We start from the raw sequence: 15493 nt of genomic DNA, 5'->3' as shown, positions 1-15493 counted from the left end.
CGAAGGAGTCCTTCCGGGCACCCTCTGCCGAAAGCCACGCAGCTTTTCACTGCCCGACCATGACCTCTGGCAACGTAAAGATCCTGATTGCCTCGTCCAGCACGTCAGCCTGTACCGAGAGGCTCTGGGCCGTCGCAGCGCCCTGTTCGACAAGTGCTGCATTCTGTTGGGTCGCGTCGTCGAGGCTCAATACCGAGTCGTTGATGCTGTCGATACCCTGGGATTGCTCCGTGCTCGCTAGGGTCACTTCGTTCATGATCGCCTGCATTCTCGTCATCACTTCGAGAATGGCCGTCATCTGACTCGCGGCCCGCGCAACGCTTTCATTTCCCTCGCGAGCTGCCATCACGTTCGATTCGACGATCGATTTAATTTCCTTTGCTGCGGTCGCGCACCGCTGCGCCAGTCCGCGAACCTCACCCGCGACAACGGCAAAGCCCCGCCCAGTTTCACCCGCGCGCGCGGCCTCGACTGCCGCATTCAGCGCAAGGATATTGGTCTGGAATGCGATGCTGTCAATCGTCGTGACAATCGCAGCGATCTGGCTCGATGAGCGCGAAATGGCGTGCATGGTCTGCTCCGTCGCCTGTATCGCGTCGTGGCCGCCCTGCGTCGTCGCCTGCGCGTTGCCGACGATCTCGTTGGCATGCTGGGCCGATTGCGTGTTGCTCTTCACACCCGCGGTTAGTTGTTCAAGCGACGCCGCCGTCTCCTCAAGCGAGGCTGCCTGAAGCTCGGTACGGCGCGAAAGGTCCATATTGCCGCTTGCGATTTCCCGGGTGGCGAGCTTTAAATGTTCAATCTGCCGGCGCACGTCGGAAACGATTGCAGTCAGGCTGACCTTGAGCTGGGTCATTCCGCGGAGAACCTGACCGACCGCACCATGCCCCTGCTGGGGAACCGGAACATCGAGATCACCCGCAGCGAGCCGGCCAGCGATCTGCGCAATCGCTTTCAGATCGAGTTCTGCCCTGCGGACGAGACGCCAGTTGCCAATGCCACTTGCCCCCATACCTGCAAGCACGGCCACACCCAGGCCCGCCGTGATGTGATCGGCTGAACACAGACCTGCAAGCACCGGGATGATCACTCCAGCGATGCTGTACAGCACTGATCGTTTATCGTCATCGAGACGCAACATCGCATCGAGCATTCCACCCAGACCGCGCCTGCGGAGCTCGCCGTGGCAAAGAAAGCGGTTCGTAGCACGCCCGGCGCGCCAGTCGGCGTAGAGCACCTCTGCATCGCGCACTTCATCACGAGACGGCTTCGTTCGCACGCTGAGATAGCCAACCGTTGCCCCTCTTTCAACGATCGGTGTGACGTTCGCGCGCACCCAATAGAAGTCACCATTCTTGCGACGGTTTTTCACAAGAGCGGACCACGAACGGCCCCCCTTGATCGTCGCCCACATATCCGCGAACGCCGCAGGCGGCATGTCCGGATGACGGATCAGATTGTGGGGTTGTCCGACCAGCTCATCGCGTGTGTACCCCGACACCTCGATAAACGCCGGATTGCAGTATTGAATCAGACTGTTCAGGTCAGTTGCAGAAACAAGCATCCCGGAATCAGCAAACTGATATTCGGAGTTTGTTACAGGCAGGTTGGAACGCATTGGGCAACCCTCAGGGTAGTTATTTTCGTATTTCCGAAGTTCCGCTTCTCTGTGGCTCGTGAGCGCGTCTGCTGACGAGCCGGAAAAGATAGATTCCACATGCCTGTTATCGGATTTCAGCCTGCAAAATTGAGGTGTCGCTCTATTAATTAACGACACTTCTTGACAAATATCATAGACAATCGAATTAAAATCTTGAATGAGAATAGATTCTATTGACTTGCGCCAATTGAGACGAAGGGCTGTTGTGCACCCTTTTCAAGACATAAGCTACTTCATCGATAGCTGACCGGATTGGGTCGCTTTATGCCTTTTGTGTGAGTCCGGGCCCGTAGCGACCGCCGGGCTCGGACATCGGGCGCTCGTCGGCCATTTTGAGACGCTCGACGCTGCTGCGTAAACTGTTGACAATCATTGTTCCCAGACGCGCGCCGATCAGCATGAGCCCAATCGAACTCTTGAAACCCACGACCGCTTTGCTGCCGAGCTACGTTTCAGCGCTTGAGGCCGGTTGGTCGCCTGACAACGTCCGTAAGGAGATCGCGGCGCGCGAGCAATTGCATGCTATCGGAGTTGACGCGAATCGATTCGTGGACGGACTAGACGATCCAACTGCGTCCGGCGGTCCGATTCCTTTACCCGATGGTTCGACCGTCGCGCGGCTCCCGAGCATTGTCCGCTGGATTTGGGACGGTGATTTCAGTGGCGCAATTGGATTTCGTTGGCAGCCCGGGACCGCCGAATTGCCACAATACGTACTCGGACATATCGGCTTCTCAGTGGTGCCATGGAAGCGAGGCAACGGCTACGCCAAGCAAGCGCTCAATCTAATTCTGGGCGAAGCAAAGGTACAAGGGCTGCCCTACGTCGAGCTAACGGTCGACCCAGAGAATATCGCTTCGCAGAAGGTTATCTCGGCGAGCAATGGTGTACTGATCGAGCGCTTCAGAAAAGCGGCAGCCTACGGATTCGCTGAGACTCTTCGCTATCGCATTGAGCTGAGCGAATGAGCAACCTGTGAGACTCTGTTCGCCGATGCGACTCCCTGAATCGCCAGCAATCTAGTGAATCTCGCTGTGCCGGAGGTGAACGAATGCCACGAAAAATTCAACTGCGAACAGCGTCCGAAGATGACATATCGCGTATCGAGATGTGGGCTCAAGCGATCGACGCGGATCAATATATGTCGCGCCATCTTCCATATCTGCCCGATTTGCTCCTATGGAAGATCATCATCGTCGATGGAACCGAAGCCGGGACAGCGTGGGCTGAACGCAAGGACGGAATACCCGGAATCGTGTTTCTTGGGATTTTCCTTGGCCAGTCCGAATTGTTTGGGGAAGGAGTCGGGAGCACCGTCATCAGGGACGTGATCGCCGCTGTTCGCGCGTTCGCTGGCGAAGTCTTAATCCGACTGAACGTGCGTTCCAGTAATACGCGTGCCATAGCCTGTTACAAGAAATGTGGATTCATCCAGATAGCATCAGGTGAGAAGGTGAGCGCCGCCGGGAATCTCATTGACACAATGACTATGCAGTACACACCGACCGCTGAATCGGAGGCAACTTAACCTGCGATGTCTGCCCGGGGCGCGCTTGTGTTCATCGGACAGCAACCGGCCAGAAGCGACAGGTCGACATCGCCGCGCAGATCGTCAACATACAGCGCGCCTTAAGGTGAGAACAAGGTGTCCGTTGACGCCAAGGCGCGTCTAAAATAGCGATGGTTTTCCACCACCACCGAGCGTCGTGAATCCTCAACCGACCATCCGAATAGCGCGGCGCACAGATGCCGAGATCCTTCAGTCGTTGTATCGTCAGTTGGTCAACGACCAGAATGTCAAGGTTACTGAGTGCCGGGTCGAAGCGCTCGCGAAAGACCCTAGCACGCACCTGCTGGTGTGCGCGATTGACGGCCATGTCCGTGGGACCGTATTGGTTTGCCTTTGTGCGGATGCGATGTATGCGGAACAGCCTTTCGCGGTAGTCGAGAACCTCGTCGTTGATCAGGAATGCCGGGGGTATGGCATCGGGCAGGCGCTGCTACGTGAGGCCGAGCGATTTTGCCTGTTGCGGAACTGCTCGAAGATGATGCTTCTCAGTTCGGCGTCTCGCGTCAATGCACACCGATTTTTTGAGCGGGTCGGTTTCCGTGGCGACCGAAAGCGCGGGTTCGTCAAATACCGCAGCCAGTTCAGCGAAGCGACGTGAATTCTGCTGTCGCTCGTCGGCCATGAAGCGACATTCGATGTAGAGTTTGAATCGTTGCCATGCACTCGCCAGCCTACTGTCAAGCGAGCTAATCCATATGTTCGATGCCTGCGGGCATTTCGACCCAAGCATGCATGCGCTCTTCATAAACGGAAAACGTCGGAGCGGGAAACGTCGGGTCAGCGAACGACCCTACCGTAACAATGATGCTTTCTTCGCGTTCCTCATTTGTGTAGAAAACCGTGGCACCGCATGTGGGACAAAAATGGAACGTACTCTTGCTGCCACCGTCGCCAACCCGAATGAACGTGTGTGAGACGCCTGCAATAGCTACAGCCTTCACCGGAAATCGCGCCTGCGCAGCGAATACGCTACCGGTTCGGCGTTGGCAATCATGGCAGTGACAAACGGCGACGCCAATTGGCGCGCCCAATGTCGTAGCTGTAAGTTGACCACAGACGCAACTGGCGATTCGTCGGGTTTCGATCATCGTGCACGCGCTCCCAGAATGATTTTTGCAAGCATCGGGTATCAATACGCGGCGCGAGTGCTCTTGTCCTCGGCGCGCACAGACATCCGACGCAACGGATGCATCCTACAATTTCAAAAATCAAACCCGGGTTGCGAATCGCCGTTTTCAGCGGCGCCTGGAGTTCGCTCGGAGTCACACTGAGCCAGTCGCCCTTCGCTGCTTGCGCGCCCATCGATACAAAATGTTTGGGTTCGAAGTCGGCCAAGAACGGCCGATCGGAGGTACTTAACCGAGTGACCGCTTGGTGGAATCAAGGCAAATTGTCTGAGCTAGTGGCCAGTGTGGAAAAGCTCAACCTAGTGGTGCGTCAAGCGACCTGCCGAGACGCTCATATCGCGGAAGATAGTAATGTGCAGGATTCAACGAATAGGCAACGCGCTTTGCTTTTCCCATGATCTCATTGCGGGGAAAGAATCCAAAATATCTGGAGTCCGCACTATTATCCCTGTTGTCACCAAGCATGAGGTATTTCCCAGGTGGCACGACGACCGGGCCGAACGACTCCCGTGGACTCGGCGCATTAGGTAACAGACGAATGATATGGGCAGACGTTCCGTCGATCACTTCGGAGTAGTATTCTCCGCGCGAGGCCGAAGATTCTGAGAATTCATCTCCCTTAAGTTCCCGATAGTTCACCTGTGAGCCGTTGATAAACAGTATGTTGTCGCGCATTTCAACGCTGTCCCCCGGCAACCCAATCACACGCTTGACTAACAGTTCGTGCGCCGCCGAAGACTGGATCGTGACAATGTCCCCTCGCGACGGATTGTGAAGGCGTACGAGAGTGAAATGCGTGAGTGGAACCCGAATGTCGTACGCCATTTTGTCCACGAGTATCCGATCCCCGACTTGAATCGTCGGAAGCATCGACCCACTGGGCACGACATTCCAATCCGCGACGGCACTGCGAAATACTGTCATGAGGAACAGAAAAGCAATGAAGCCTTTGTTTTCTTTCCAAGTCTTTACAATGAAGCGCATTAACTTTCGTCTCCGTAAAGAAATATGCTATGGGAGACCCAATATAGCCCAAAAAAATTCGATAAGCCCTGTCGTCATGAAGCACAATGCTGAACGCATAAGCTAACGAATCGCGTCCTTCCGAATCAAAAAAACGGTTTCGTTGGCGACTGCACGCGACAATGCACAGGAAAAGTGAAGCGGCCATTCATTCGACATCGCTGGAGATCCGCTTCGGGGCGGGTCGAGCCAGTCAACTGCACCGCTCGCTTGCGAATCGATGCAAAGCGCATGAGGTCGTATCCGGCCAAAACCGGCCGTTCGACGCGACACCTCGGATCGGTGACAATCATGGAGCGTTGGCTCAAGCGATCCGACACCCTGAGTGTTTCATTACAGCTACCTTAAAGGCGCGAAATGAAAACTGATTGGCGATTAATTCGTGATGTTTTAAATGCAGCTATCGACAGTTGCGAACGTTTGGAACAAGCAGGTTATACCGAAGAGCATCGCAGTCGCACTGTTCAGGTGAACGGACGGCAAGTGAGTGTGCAGGAATTTCTGGTCAGTGCGTGGACATTGCCAGAGAACGCTCGATACGAAGTAATCCGGGCCCGGCATGACGAGGCGCTCGATCTCCCTTATGTTCCAGAAGCGGCCCGGATTCTCACCGCGGTAGCTGCCGCATGTGCGGAGCTTATAGGTGCCGGGGAGACGCCACCGGCCGAGCCGTATATGCGAGGCATGATCAATTGGTATCGGGACCACTTCGATACTGGCGTGCAACGCGCAATTTCAGCGACACCCTAAGTCTGTACCCGGCCAGTCGACGCCAGACTCAGGTTCGTTGACAATCAATATTTCCCAAACGCTGGCTCGACAAACTTTTCATGCCGAATATCACTACACGTCCAGCAGTTGCTTCCGACTGGGAATTCTTGAGCCTGATTCAGGAAACGTGCATGAAAGAGTATGCTGTACGAACATGGGGAATATGGGTGCCCGAGCCGCAGGAGAATTTCCGGCCCGAGATCCATGAAATTATCCAAGACGGGAAAGATGAGATCGGCTGTATCGCTGTCGCGATCGACGAAGACAATTTGTCTTTGGAAAAGCTTTATATTCTTCCTGCTTTTCAGCGCCGCGGAATTGCTACATGGCTGCTAAGACGCCTCATCGAGCGCGCACATGCTTGCGGGAAATCGATCCGACTACGTGTTCTTCGCGTCAACCCTGCCAGACGGCTCTATGAGCGAAACGGCTTCCAGATAGATAGCTCAAGCGAAGAGCGTCATTTTATGTCTTACACGATCGACAACCATGTCGGGCCTATCTTCGGGACCAATAGCCGCACGGACGATTGAGTCAGCGCACTCACGCCTGCTGGGGAGCGATGAGAGACAGCTTAGGAACGTCCGCTTCGGGGGAATTCGAACTACCGCTCCGGGTCGCGCCGGGCCGCTCGTTCGCAACCGCTCGTGCGGCGATGCAAGGCGCATGAGTCCGCGGGCGGCCAACAGCGGTCAATCACGAAGGCACCTCAGATTGCTAACAATCGGTTTCGATAACATAATTCGCAACACGATGGATCAGTCCATTTCGAGGACCGAAATGTCGCACTATAGGAATCACTTCATAACACTTTGGCGGGCGGTCATCGCATATCCGATTGCAATGGCTGGGGCGGCGGCGGCATTCTTCCCCGCCCTTGACGTGGTGATTTCCGCTCGTCAGGGTAACCTGCTACTTGCATTTCCCCGCTCGGACCTTGGGCACCACATTCTACGGTTCTTGCAGCTGGAACTTGGCGCAGTAATCGGCTGCTTCGTTTTTTTCGGACTTCCAGTACTTCCTCTTTACGCGATGGGAATTCTCGTGGCGTGGAGGCTTTGCATCCAGAACTTGACTTACTATATCTTCCTCGGAATTCTGCTTTCGCTATGGTCGTGGCGGTGGCCTTTCATATTCGGTAGGGGTGTGGGAAAGACGTTGCACTGGTCGATGAACATAGGCTTTACCTGCCTACAGGGTGCCGTCGGGATCATCGGTGGTTTGGTGTGTTGGGGCTTCCTCTGCCTTACCTATCGTGAGTACATCGATCCTAAGGATTTGCTAAGTCGTCGCAGATCGAGCGATCAGTAGGCATTAAGCCGGTCGAGTTTGTGAGCGAAATCGGCCACTTTGAGACCTTCGGCACCCCGCCCAAAATCGTGAACAATCGATGGTGAAGATGTGATTACGTCAGTCTTTCGAACCCGCGCTTGAACCGCGCTGAAACCGGCTTCGCCGCGATCGGTGCGAGACCAAGCACGATTGCAAGGAATCCAACTTGGCCTAAATAGAATGGCGCGAGCCATTGATCGTTCGCCGCGACATAGTACGTGTTGTGAATTACATCGCTTACGATGATCGCGACAGTTAGCCAGATTCCCGACCTCGGCTTAACAAACAACAACACGGCGGCAAGGGGATCAAGAATAGTCAGCAAAGCCCAATAGACCTTGCTCATGAAGGCAATCTTGTTTCCGTAGCCGTAATCCCAGAGCAAACCATGCTGCAAAATGGCGCGGGCGTGATTGAAGGTTGCGGCAAGAAGGCATAGTGCGAACAGAATTCGGATTACGATCGGCGCTCGAAGCATTTTGACTCTCTTGGAAGGATTTGCGCCGAGACTACCAGACCGAAATTGCTGCGACGATCGCTGCGGGGTGTGTCAGTTATTGGGAAACCGGGAAAACCGATGCGCATCGAATTATGCCTTTTGCATGAGATGTGCGCGCCAGACGATTGTCAGGCTCGGTCGTGGGGCGCTGCACGGCCAGTTTCGGCCGTTTGACTATGCTATCGAACAGACATTCGAAAGTCGGTTCTTCTCCGTCATGCGCCGACGGTACGCGCACGGCGTGATCGCGCCGCGCGAGCACGCGTTTTCCAGCGGTCGTCCCGTCGCCTAGCAGAGCCGTTCTGAAATCGGCCGACGACAGTTTTTGATGCGTTTTCGTTCAGGATAGAGAAACAAGGTTTGCATGAGATTTGTGCGTTACCCCACTGTCGCAAGAAGTTTGTACATGTTTTGATGATGCTCGCAGTTATTCTAGGTGTAGCATACCTACTCATTCCCTTACGCAAACCCTCGTTCAATCTTTGAGTACGCCATCGGAGTCTTGTTGCGGGGGTGAGAAGAGAATCGGTACACACGCGCGTTAAGCTCGACTTAAATGGAAGGGGCACCCCATGATAAATATCAAGCACCAAATATTTATCAGCTCAACATATGCCGACCTTATCAAGGAACGCCAGCGTCTATTTCGAGCGACCTATCGATTGAACCACATTCCAATAGGGATGGAAGGATTTGTTGCGTCGAATAAGGCACAATGGGAATATATCGAACGTCGGGTGCGAGAGAGCGATTATTTTGTGTTGGTCCTCGCTCATAGATATGGCTCCCGCATCCCTGATGCGTCTGGCCGCAGTTTCACTGAGGCAGAATACGATTTGGCGGTCGCGTTGGGAAAACCCATTCTGAGATTCATAATAAATAACGCGGCTCACTGGCCGGGGGACCAAAATCATCGCGACAGCGATCAAGATGCGCAGGATCGCTTACGAGCTTTTAAAGATCGAATTTCGGCAGCAAATCTCTGCGACTTTTGGAGTGACGAATTTTCTCTGGAGGGCGCATATTCCCAAGCATTGGCCGAATTGATCAAGGAAGATCCGCGCGGCGGTCTTTGCCCAGTTGGCACACATCCGTCACTCGATAAAATTGGCATAATCGCGTTGGATGAGGTATCGAATTCTGCGGACCACAAATCAATTCTCGCTTCAGCTGGGCCGGTGACCATTGTTTTGAACGATGGGTACCATTTTATTCAAAAATATCGAAATGAAATTGCCGAGCGCGCAAATTCCTCTCGCCTGACGCGTACTCTTCTCGTCCATCCCGATTCCAAAAATATCGAATTGGTGACTCGCAAGAGTAACAAAAGTCTCGATCAACAGATAAACGACATTCGCAAGACTGTGGAGATTTTGAGAGATATATCAGCGAAAACAGCCTCCGGAAAATTAATTGAAGTTCGAGGACATCACTATTTGAATAATTATTCAGCGACTTTATCAAACGAAGAGGCAATAGTATCACTATATTTTACTCGCATTAGATCGAACGAATTGACAACGATGCGACTTAAAGCTGGTACAGGAAGCCTCCATCACCGATATAGCGAGGATATTGATCAGTTGTGGCGCGAGGTGGAAAGTGAAAGCGCCTCGGATCTGCTCGCCTAATCGCGTGCTACACCTACGATCTTCAAGAATGACCGTTGAACGCTCGAAATCGGCCCTTGGGACTTCGACGGCTTGACCGACCGCAACGGGTCGACACCGGAAGTTCGTCGGCAGGAGCGAGGGGCTGGCCGCGGCTTCTCGACGCTGCCCGGCTGCCCGGCCCGGGTATCGGATGACCCGGCTGCGCAGTTGTTGCCCCGAACGATGCCTGCCGTCCCGCCAATCGAGGGCTGCGGCTGCAGCATCGGCACCCTCCTCTGCTCCGGTTTCCCACTTCAGGATGGGCAGTCAGCAGGTCGCTGATTGGAAAGGAAAATGATAAGGGGCCTAAAGGCAAAGCCCCTTCAAGCGGGGGCCGGGCTAACCGGAAAACTGCACGAAAATCAAGGGGACACTTAGAAGCCCGATCTGGATGAAAAACCGCCAGTATGACGCCTTCCCCCTGCTCGCCCAGTGCGCGAATCGAAGATTCGCCTTAAAGTGATCAGGACTCCAATTCAGTATATTTCAGCCGTGAATCAGAACGACGACTGGCTTCACGCGCCGGGTATGGCCTTTCGGCGCTGGCAGAAACTCGATGCGACGGGCGCGGCCGGAAGGCCTTTTTCCGCCCGCTCGATCGTCCAGCACACGACGATGTTCGAACGCTTCCAGCGCTTCCTCGCAACGCGTGGGACGGACATTCGTCATTTCGGAGAGGACCACTTCGCTGCCTTCCTAGATGACCTGGGCGGCCACTGCCGCGCGGAGACGAGCACAGCGCTGCGATATGCGAAGCTCATCGACCGGCTATGTCGTCATCTCGTTGACGTCGGGCTGCGTGGCGATAACCCGGCAGCGGCGCACGCGCGGCTGAGTTCGTGGCCAAGGGGGGAGCCTGTGCCCATTTATCTGGACGAAGTCGCCGACCTCCGTCTGCAGGACGCGTTACAGGAGTGGCCCGAAGGGGATGAGCGTGGACTCCGTAATCGGGCAGCGGTCGCGTTATTGCTCGCTACCGGCGTTACGTCGGCCGAGATCAGACGCGCGCGGCGGGAGCACGTGATCGCAGAGAGGGGGCGATGGCGCTTCCTCGTCAGCGCGCACGGAGCGAGAGTCGAGCGTCTGATCCCGGTTGCGCCGTTTGCACGCGCGGTAGTCGACGCGTGGCTTCACCGGCCGCGGGCAGACGATGATGAGTTGCTGTTCCCGTTGCTAGGTCCGGCCGGTTCGCTCTCAGAGGAGACGTTATGGCGCGCTGTCCGGGCTGCGCTGGACGCGCAGGGCTTCGAGGGTGCCGACAGGAGTCCGCGCGTGCTGCGTAATACCTTCGCCCGCCGGCTTCTAATTGCGGGCAAATCCAACGAAGAGGTGAGCCGCCTGATGGGGCTCGCGAGCCAACGCACAGTGGTCCGTCTGCGCGCCACGTTGATGGCGCCGGGACGGAGCTTGACTTTCTCGCAGGCTCCGTAACCTGGTTTTGTCGCCCGCAGTGGGCGGCATACCCAAGGAGCCATCCATGCTGTTTCAAAGTCCAGTGCAACCCATCATTTTCCGGGGCGAGCAAGGCCGCCCCAGTGCGATGTACTACCGCATCGCGTTCACCGATCAGGAACCGTGGCTCGCGATCATCGAGCTGCGTCAGGCCGTCGCCGACTTTCCAAGCCCGGTCGTATCCGCGGCCGCGAGAGACCACGTGCTGAATCGCGTGCTCGAACACGACCTGCGCGGCGTGCCGCTAAATGTGATCAAACTCGTGGCCACCGATTCGACGGGTTCGTTTGGATTCGAATTCACGCCGGATTTCCACGACTATGTGAGGAGGGACAATCGCTACGAGATCCACCCCGAGAAAGCTCGGCGGGGCCGCGTCGTCGAGCGTATCGAAATCGACCCGGAGAACCTGATCGCTGGGAGCGTGCGGGTGGACACGGTCCACGCGATTGCGTCTGTCGTCGCGACCGAGGTCGCGGCCGCACTTGCTTGATGCCGATACACTGCGCTGCGGGTAAGTGACCAGTGGCGCGAGAGACCATTCGCAGCGAGCACCGCGCCCTTTCACGGGGCCGGTGCATGAATGTCGTGTGTTCGCGCGCGGTAGAATGCGAATTCGCCCAGACTACACTTCGATTCGATGTCAGACCTGAAAGAACTCCTTGCTCAACGGGAGCAGCTCGAAAGCCAACTCGCGGCCGCATTCAAGGAAGAGCGAAGCTCGATGATGGAGCAGATCATCGGAAAGATGAAGCAACATCGGATCACGATCGACGAGCTCCGCGCGCCTGTGGCGAAAGCGAAACAGAAACTTCCAGCGAAGTATCGGGATCCCGCAACGGGGGCAGAATGGTCTGGGCGCGGAAAGCCGCCGAACTGGATCAAGGACGCAGGTGATCGATCGATTTTCCTGATCAATCGCTAGCCAAAGGGGTACCGAATTTTTGATCTCAGACCGATCGATTCGCTGAGGGAAAATTCAGCTCTTACCTCGCCCATTCACCGTGCAAGCAAATCTGATCGACACTCGGGACGTGGATTTTCGATTTCGCACACAACTTCCTTGCCATCTCGCTTGAGATGCTTTTTCCCGTCAGCGATCAACGAAACCAATGATGCCGAGGGGCGTTCTTCAGATGCCGGCAGTGGCACAACGCTAGCCTTGTACGCAAACGCGCTAAAGCCGCCGACGACGAAAAGAACCGCTGCAGCCAGTATGCAGCGCCACGCGACCGCTACGAGTTTGTCGTCATCATCCTTTTCACGAATCACAGCCCGTTTTCCTTTGTATTCGCCAGGCGTTGCTGCCGCCACGCCCGTCGCCAGCCGCGCGCGCAATCATCGCGGCTCGATTCGGCTTCCGGCCGCGCGGGGCCCTCATGGGCCTGTTTTCCGTTGCCTCAGTACGTTAGTGATTTCTGTGTCACCCTAGAACCCGACGTTTTCCGTTAGCCACTCGCGATAATTGGCGTCGCCCTGAGCCAAAATCTCCTGTGAAGGCAGCTTGAGGTAGTGGCGTGCCTCGCTTGTTTCCGCGTCGTTCAACGTTTGGGCGTTCCACAAAACCTCCACGACCTTGTAGAAGTCGTGTGTTGCGAGAATCTTGTGAGTCGGCGTCATTCCTCCGCGATAGATCGTATAACGCCGCTGAGGTTCGGCTCGGGTGTGTTTCCCAGTCATAGGGGCCCTGTCCCGCCGTGCGGCAGCAAGCTTGATAGCTGAGACAAGGCCAGGAACGTAAGGCCCGGCAAAGCAATGCTGAGCGACCACTTGATTTTTCGACTCGCAAACAAAACGCGTCCAGATATCCCGGATGCCGCCGATAAATTCCCCTCTGTCCACAGCGACTCGACGCCAGCGGTTCTGACCTTTCGGAAACGGCGTGTGCTCGCCGTAGACGTATCCGCCCGCAGCATTGATACGGTCCCAGCGCACAACGCGGTTACCCTTCTCTAGAATGCAGACCATGTGATTTTCAAGCACGCGAAGCTCACGCGCGCGCGTCTGAGCGTCTTTGTGCGATTCAGCCGGTAGGACAACATCAACGCCGAGGATCGACCGTGCTGTCACTGCATACTCGGAATCTGGGAGTTCGAGCTTCATAGCCTTTGCCGCGTCTTCTGCTGAAATCCTCTTCGCCATAGCGTTTTCCTGTGCGTGTCAGGTGTCGAAATGAACATCGGCCAGGACCTTTTGGCTCGCACTCATCAGATGCAGATAACCTTCCAACGAGCGCAGCGCACGAACCGCTTTTTCAATGTGTTTGGTCATGATGTCTCGAGGTCGTTATACGCCGCCGTGGTCGAGGGCGAACTTCAGCGCTTCCTCGTTGCCGGCCGCCGCCGCTTTGCGGACGAGTTGGAGGCCCTGCGCGTGGACTTGCTGTGCGGTCAGCGCCCGATCGAGCTTGAACCATTTCGAGGAATGGTCATCGATCATCAAGGCGCGCCCCATGAGGAACATGGCTGTAGGCTCGCCTGCTTCGGCCTCCGTTTGCAGCAGGCCGGGATAGTCTTTCCAGAAGTGCATCGCCAGCCACGTCCCCGCAGTGCGATTCCCGGCATTCATCGCCGCCTCCATCGCCGGTCGCTCCCGCTTCGCGTCCATCGACCGCGACAACTGCTGGATCGGCCCGTGCGCACTGCCGACAACGAGCCACAGCGCGGCGGCTACGCCCGCGAAGATCGCGACCCGTTTCAGTTTCTTCCGAATGGCAGGATCGGGATTCATCAAAAACGAGGTCTTTTCCGGCCATGCGATGCTTTGTGACTTGCCCGGCAGTACAGCCAATACTTCAAACTGTCCTCTGTTGAATTCCACACGAGGTATCGCGCCCTTTGCAGTCATCGATCTGACGTCACCGACTACGCAGGGGTGCAAGCTGCCTTGTTCAGCGCGTTTGTGCGCTCTGCCGCCAATGACGAAGGCCCCTCCACATGCGGAACATTCGTACAGGTAAGCACCGTCACTAGCCGGCAATGGCGATTGGGTTGCTTGGGCGTTGCACAGCACACACCGAGCGTTTTCGTGCACGATTAGTTTTCAGTTGTCGAAGACGTTATCTGGCGAGCACGGCAGTTGCCTGCGCTTTGATAAAGCGGGTGAACTCGCCAGGAGCTACGTGAACCGGCATCAGGTTCTCCGAGATCAACCATGCTGTCAGGTTTGAAGCAAACTCGCCAGCCGCCCACCCGCGCAAACCTGCGTTCTTCACAAGGGTCGAGAATGCGGCTTCGATTGCCAGCTTTGCAGTGTCCGTCAATTGAAAACCAGGATGGACGCCCATTGCGGTTTCCTTTGTGGTCCGCGCATCGAGTGCGGACGCTTTCCGATCGGTTGTTGCATGGCTCTTTCCACCTTTCCACGCGGCGGGGGGGCAGGCCTATACACGTTCATTTCGTATATTCGCGGACGTCGATCCATTCCACGCGGCCGTCCTGCAAAGCGTCGCTTTTCGCGATAGCTTGCGTGCGAAGACAGCGAACGGTCTTACCTTGATACTTTTCGATTGCGCCTTCCGAGTAGACGCCCTTTCCGGGCAGCTCACACAGATTGCCTTTGGCGAGCGCATTCTCGACAGTTGTCGTTTCGGCAGAGGCCATCCCCGATAGGCTCATCAGAGCGGCAACGGCGGCAAGAACCAGTTTCTTCATTTCTCTCACTCCTCTGCGGTTAGATCACTGAGTCGGACGACTCACGGTTGCCGCTCGTATCGGCAAGGATTAGGCGTCCGGATGTTTCTCTAGCTGTTCAAATTGGTGCAACCAGGCTCGCAACTCGTTTGTGAAAGAGTGCCTTCGAGGCTTCGGGATAGACAACACGGGATATAGGAACTGGATGCGTTCGATTTTGGCGCCGTGAATACGTGAGAACTGTCCTTGCAGCCACCTTCGCGGAACTCCGCGAGAGCGGGCGCCAGTGTATTTAGCCTGATCTCATCACGACATTGTGGGGCTCTTCGAGACGGCCGTGCGGGCAAAAGGTTATGGTTTTTGTATAGCTTTCTGCCGAATTTCAGCGCGGACGAAAAAGAGCCCGCGTCCACCGTTAGGTGGCGCGGGCATCTCGATGAACGGAATCAACCTGAATGCAGCATCGGCGACACGACAGAGCCTCGGCGTGTACGGCTATCGATGAGGCCGCGGCGCGCTGCTTCGCGAAACGCCGCATTAATCGTGTTGACGTGGAAGCCGAGATCGTCGGCCACGTCGCGTTGCGTCGGAAGCCGGTCTCCCGCACGAAAGACGCCGGTGAAGATCGCATTCTGTATCTGGTCAGCGATGGCCAGGTAGACTTTTCCACGAATCCGGGCGAAGTCCGGGCGCCAGCGCTGCGGGTCGGAAATGCGATGCGTATTGCCGGCACTCGGGCCAGCGCGCGAGGCGGTTTGCGAGTGCGTCATGCCGG

20 protein-coding genes are annotated in these 15493 nt (G+C 56.1%); 9 read left to right on the top strand and 11 right to left on the bottom strand.

Translation table 11 applies throughout. The annotated features are described in order from the left end of the window. Positions 1 to 46: 46 nt before the first annotated feature. Complete coding sequence (locus U4Y88_RS29825; RefSeq protein WP_321788306.1) at positions 47 to 1618, bottom strand: methyl-accepting chemotaxis protein; 1572 nt, start codon at positions 1616 to 1618, stop codon at positions 47 to 49. Positions 1619 to 2058: 440 nt separating this feature from the next. On the opposite strand from U4Y88_RS29825, the gene U4Y88_RS29820 reads away from it, so the two are divergent. The 3 genes from U4Y88_RS29820 (at position 2059) to U4Y88_RS29810 (ending at position 3828) form a co-directional block, all read left to right on the top strand. Then, positions 2059 to 2628, top strand: a complete 570-nt coding sequence (locus U4Y88_RS29820) for a GNAT family N-acetyltransferase (RefSeq protein WP_321788304.1) — start codon at positions 2059 to 2061, stop codon at positions 2626 to 2628. A gap of 83 nt (positions 2629 to 2711) precedes the next feature. Beyond that, entirely contained in the window at positions 2712 to 3188 is a 477-nt protein-coding gene (locus tag U4Y88_RS29815; RefSeq protein ID WP_321788302.1) for a GNAT family N-acetyltransferase, read from the top strand. A gap of 178 nt (positions 3189 to 3366) precedes the next feature. Then, positions 3367 to 3828, top strand: a complete 462-nt coding sequence (locus tag U4Y88_RS29810; protein WP_321788300.1) for a GNAT family N-acetyltransferase — start codon at positions 3367 to 3369, stop codon at positions 3826 to 3828. Positions 3829 to 3916: 88 nt separating this feature from the next. Here the strand turns inward: U4Y88_RS29810 and U4Y88_RS29805 are convergent, their stop codons facing one another. From U4Y88_RS29805 to lepB, 3 genes are all read right to left on the bottom strand, one after another. Next, a complete protein-coding gene (locus U4Y88_RS29805) occupies positions 3917 to 4318 on the bottom strand; it encodes a GFA family protein (RefSeq protein WP_321788298.1) in 402 nt (133 codons plus the stop codon). Further along, the gene (locus U4Y88_RS29800; RefSeq protein WP_321788380.1) at positions 4221 to 4565 is read right to left on the bottom strand and encodes a hypothetical protein; all 345 of its coding nucleotides are present in this window, start codon (positions 4563 to 4565) and stop codon (positions 4221 to 4223) included. Before U4Y88_RS29800 ends, U4Y88_RS29805 begins: the two co-directional genes overlap by 98 nt. Before the next feature lie 86 nt (positions 4566 to 4651). Beyond that, positions 4652 to 5341, bottom strand: coding sequence for a signal peptidase I (gene lepB / locus U4Y88_RS29795; RefSeq protein ID WP_321788296.1), 690 nt, complete (start codon positions 5339 to 5341; stop codon positions 4652 to 4654). Between the two features lie 396 nt (positions 5342 to 5737). On the opposite strand from lepB, the gene U4Y88_RS29790 reads away from it, so the two are divergent. Both U4Y88_RS29790 and U4Y88_RS29785 read left to right on the top strand, forming a co-directional pair. Continuing rightward, positions 5738 to 6130 carry a hypothetical protein gene (locus tag U4Y88_RS29790; protein ID WP_224005309.1) on the top strand — a complete coding sequence of 131 codons (393 nt, stop codon included), beginning with the start codon at positions 5738 to 5740 and terminating at the stop codon, positions 6128 to 6130. A gap of 80 nt (positions 6131 to 6210) precedes the next feature. Continuing rightward, a complete protein-coding gene (locus tag U4Y88_RS29785; protein ID WP_321788294.1) occupies positions 6211 to 6684 on the top strand; it encodes a GNAT family N-acetyltransferase in 474 nt (157 codons plus the stop codon). 872 nt (positions 6685 to 7556) lie between these two features. Here the strand turns inward: U4Y88_RS29785 and U4Y88_RS29780 are convergent. Further along, the gene (locus U4Y88_RS29780) at positions 7557 to 7961 is read right to left on the bottom strand and encodes a hypothetical protein (RefSeq protein ID WP_321788293.1); all 405 of its coding nucleotides are present in this window, start codon (positions 7959 to 7961) and stop codon (positions 7557 to 7559) included. Between the two features lie 593 nt (positions 7962 to 8554). Here U4Y88_RS29780 and U4Y88_RS29775 point away from each other — a divergent pair. The 4 genes from U4Y88_RS29775 to U4Y88_RS29760 all read left to right on the top strand — a co-directional run bounded on the left by U4Y88_RS29775 (position 8555) and on the right by U4Y88_RS29760 (position 12011). Next, positions 8555 to 9613, top strand: a complete 1059-nt coding sequence (locus U4Y88_RS29775) for a DUF4062 domain-containing protein (RefSeq protein ID WP_321788291.1) — start codon at positions 8555 to 8557, stop codon at positions 9611 to 9613. A gap of 513 nt (positions 9614 to 10126) precedes the next feature. Next, complete coding sequence (locus U4Y88_RS29770) at positions 10127 to 11065, top strand: tyrosine-type recombinase/integrase (RefSeq protein ID WP_321788289.1); 939 nt, start codon at positions 10127 to 10129, stop codon at positions 11063 to 11065. A 46-nt stretch (positions 11066 to 11111) separates the two neighbouring features. Continuing rightward, the gene (locus tag U4Y88_RS29765) at positions 11112 to 11579 is read left to right on the top strand and encodes a hypothetical protein (protein ID WP_321788287.1); all 468 of its coding nucleotides are present in this window, start codon (positions 11112 to 11114) and stop codon (positions 11577 to 11579) included. A 147-nt stretch (positions 11580 to 11726) separates the two neighbouring features. Beyond that, complete coding sequence (locus U4Y88_RS29760; protein WP_321788285.1) at positions 11727 to 12011, top strand: H-NS histone family protein; 285 nt, start codon at positions 11727 to 11729, stop codon at positions 12009 to 12011. A gap of 74 nt (positions 12012 to 12085) precedes the next feature. On the opposite strand, the gene U4Y88_RS29755 is transcribed toward U4Y88_RS29760, so the two are convergent. From U4Y88_RS29755 to U4Y88_RS29730, 6 genes are all read right to left on the bottom strand, one after another. After that, on the bottom strand, positions 12086 to 12400 hold the full coding sequence (locus U4Y88_RS29755; protein WP_321788284.1) for a hypothetical protein: 315 nt from the start codon (positions 12398 to 12400) through the stop codon (positions 12086 to 12088). 114 nt (positions 12401 to 12514) lie between these two features. Beyond that, positions 12515 to 13228, bottom strand: coding sequence for a hypothetical protein (locus U4Y88_RS29750; RefSeq protein WP_321788282.1), 714 nt, complete (start codon positions 13226 to 13228; stop codon positions 12515 to 12517). A 144-nt stretch (positions 13229 to 13372) separates the two neighbouring features. Next, positions 13373 to 13906, bottom strand: coding sequence for a hypothetical protein (locus U4Y88_RS29745; protein WP_321788280.1), 534 nt, complete (start codon positions 13904 to 13906; stop codon positions 13373 to 13375). Positions 13907 to 14144: 238 nt separating this feature from the next. Further along, a complete protein-coding gene (locus U4Y88_RS29740) occupies positions 14145 to 14372 on the bottom strand; it encodes a hypothetical protein (protein ID WP_321788278.1) in 228 nt (75 codons plus the stop codon). Positions 14373 to 14478: 106 nt separating this feature from the next. Beyond that, a complete protein-coding gene (locus tag U4Y88_RS29735) occupies positions 14479 to 14739 on the bottom strand; it encodes a hypothetical protein (RefSeq protein WP_321788276.1) in 261 nt (86 codons plus the stop codon). Positions 14740 to 15164: 425 nt separating this feature from the next. Continuing rightward, the gene (locus U4Y88_RS29730; protein WP_321788274.1) at positions 15165 to 15488 is read right to left on the bottom strand and encodes a winged helix-turn-helix domain-containing protein; all 324 of its coding nucleotides are present in this window, start codon (positions 15486 to 15488) and stop codon (positions 15165 to 15167) included. Between the last annotated feature and the right edge of the window lie 5 nt (positions 15489 to 15493).

Origin of the sequence: Paraburkholderia sp. J94 (assembly GCF_905220285.1) — a bacterium.
Lineage (GTDB): Bacteria > Pseudomonadota > Gammaproteobacteria > Burkholderiales > Burkholderiaceae > Paraburkholderia > Paraburkholderia tropica_A.
The sequence above is the reverse complement of the archived record's forward strand: the minus strand, read 5'-3'. Positions and strand labels throughout refer to the sequence as shown.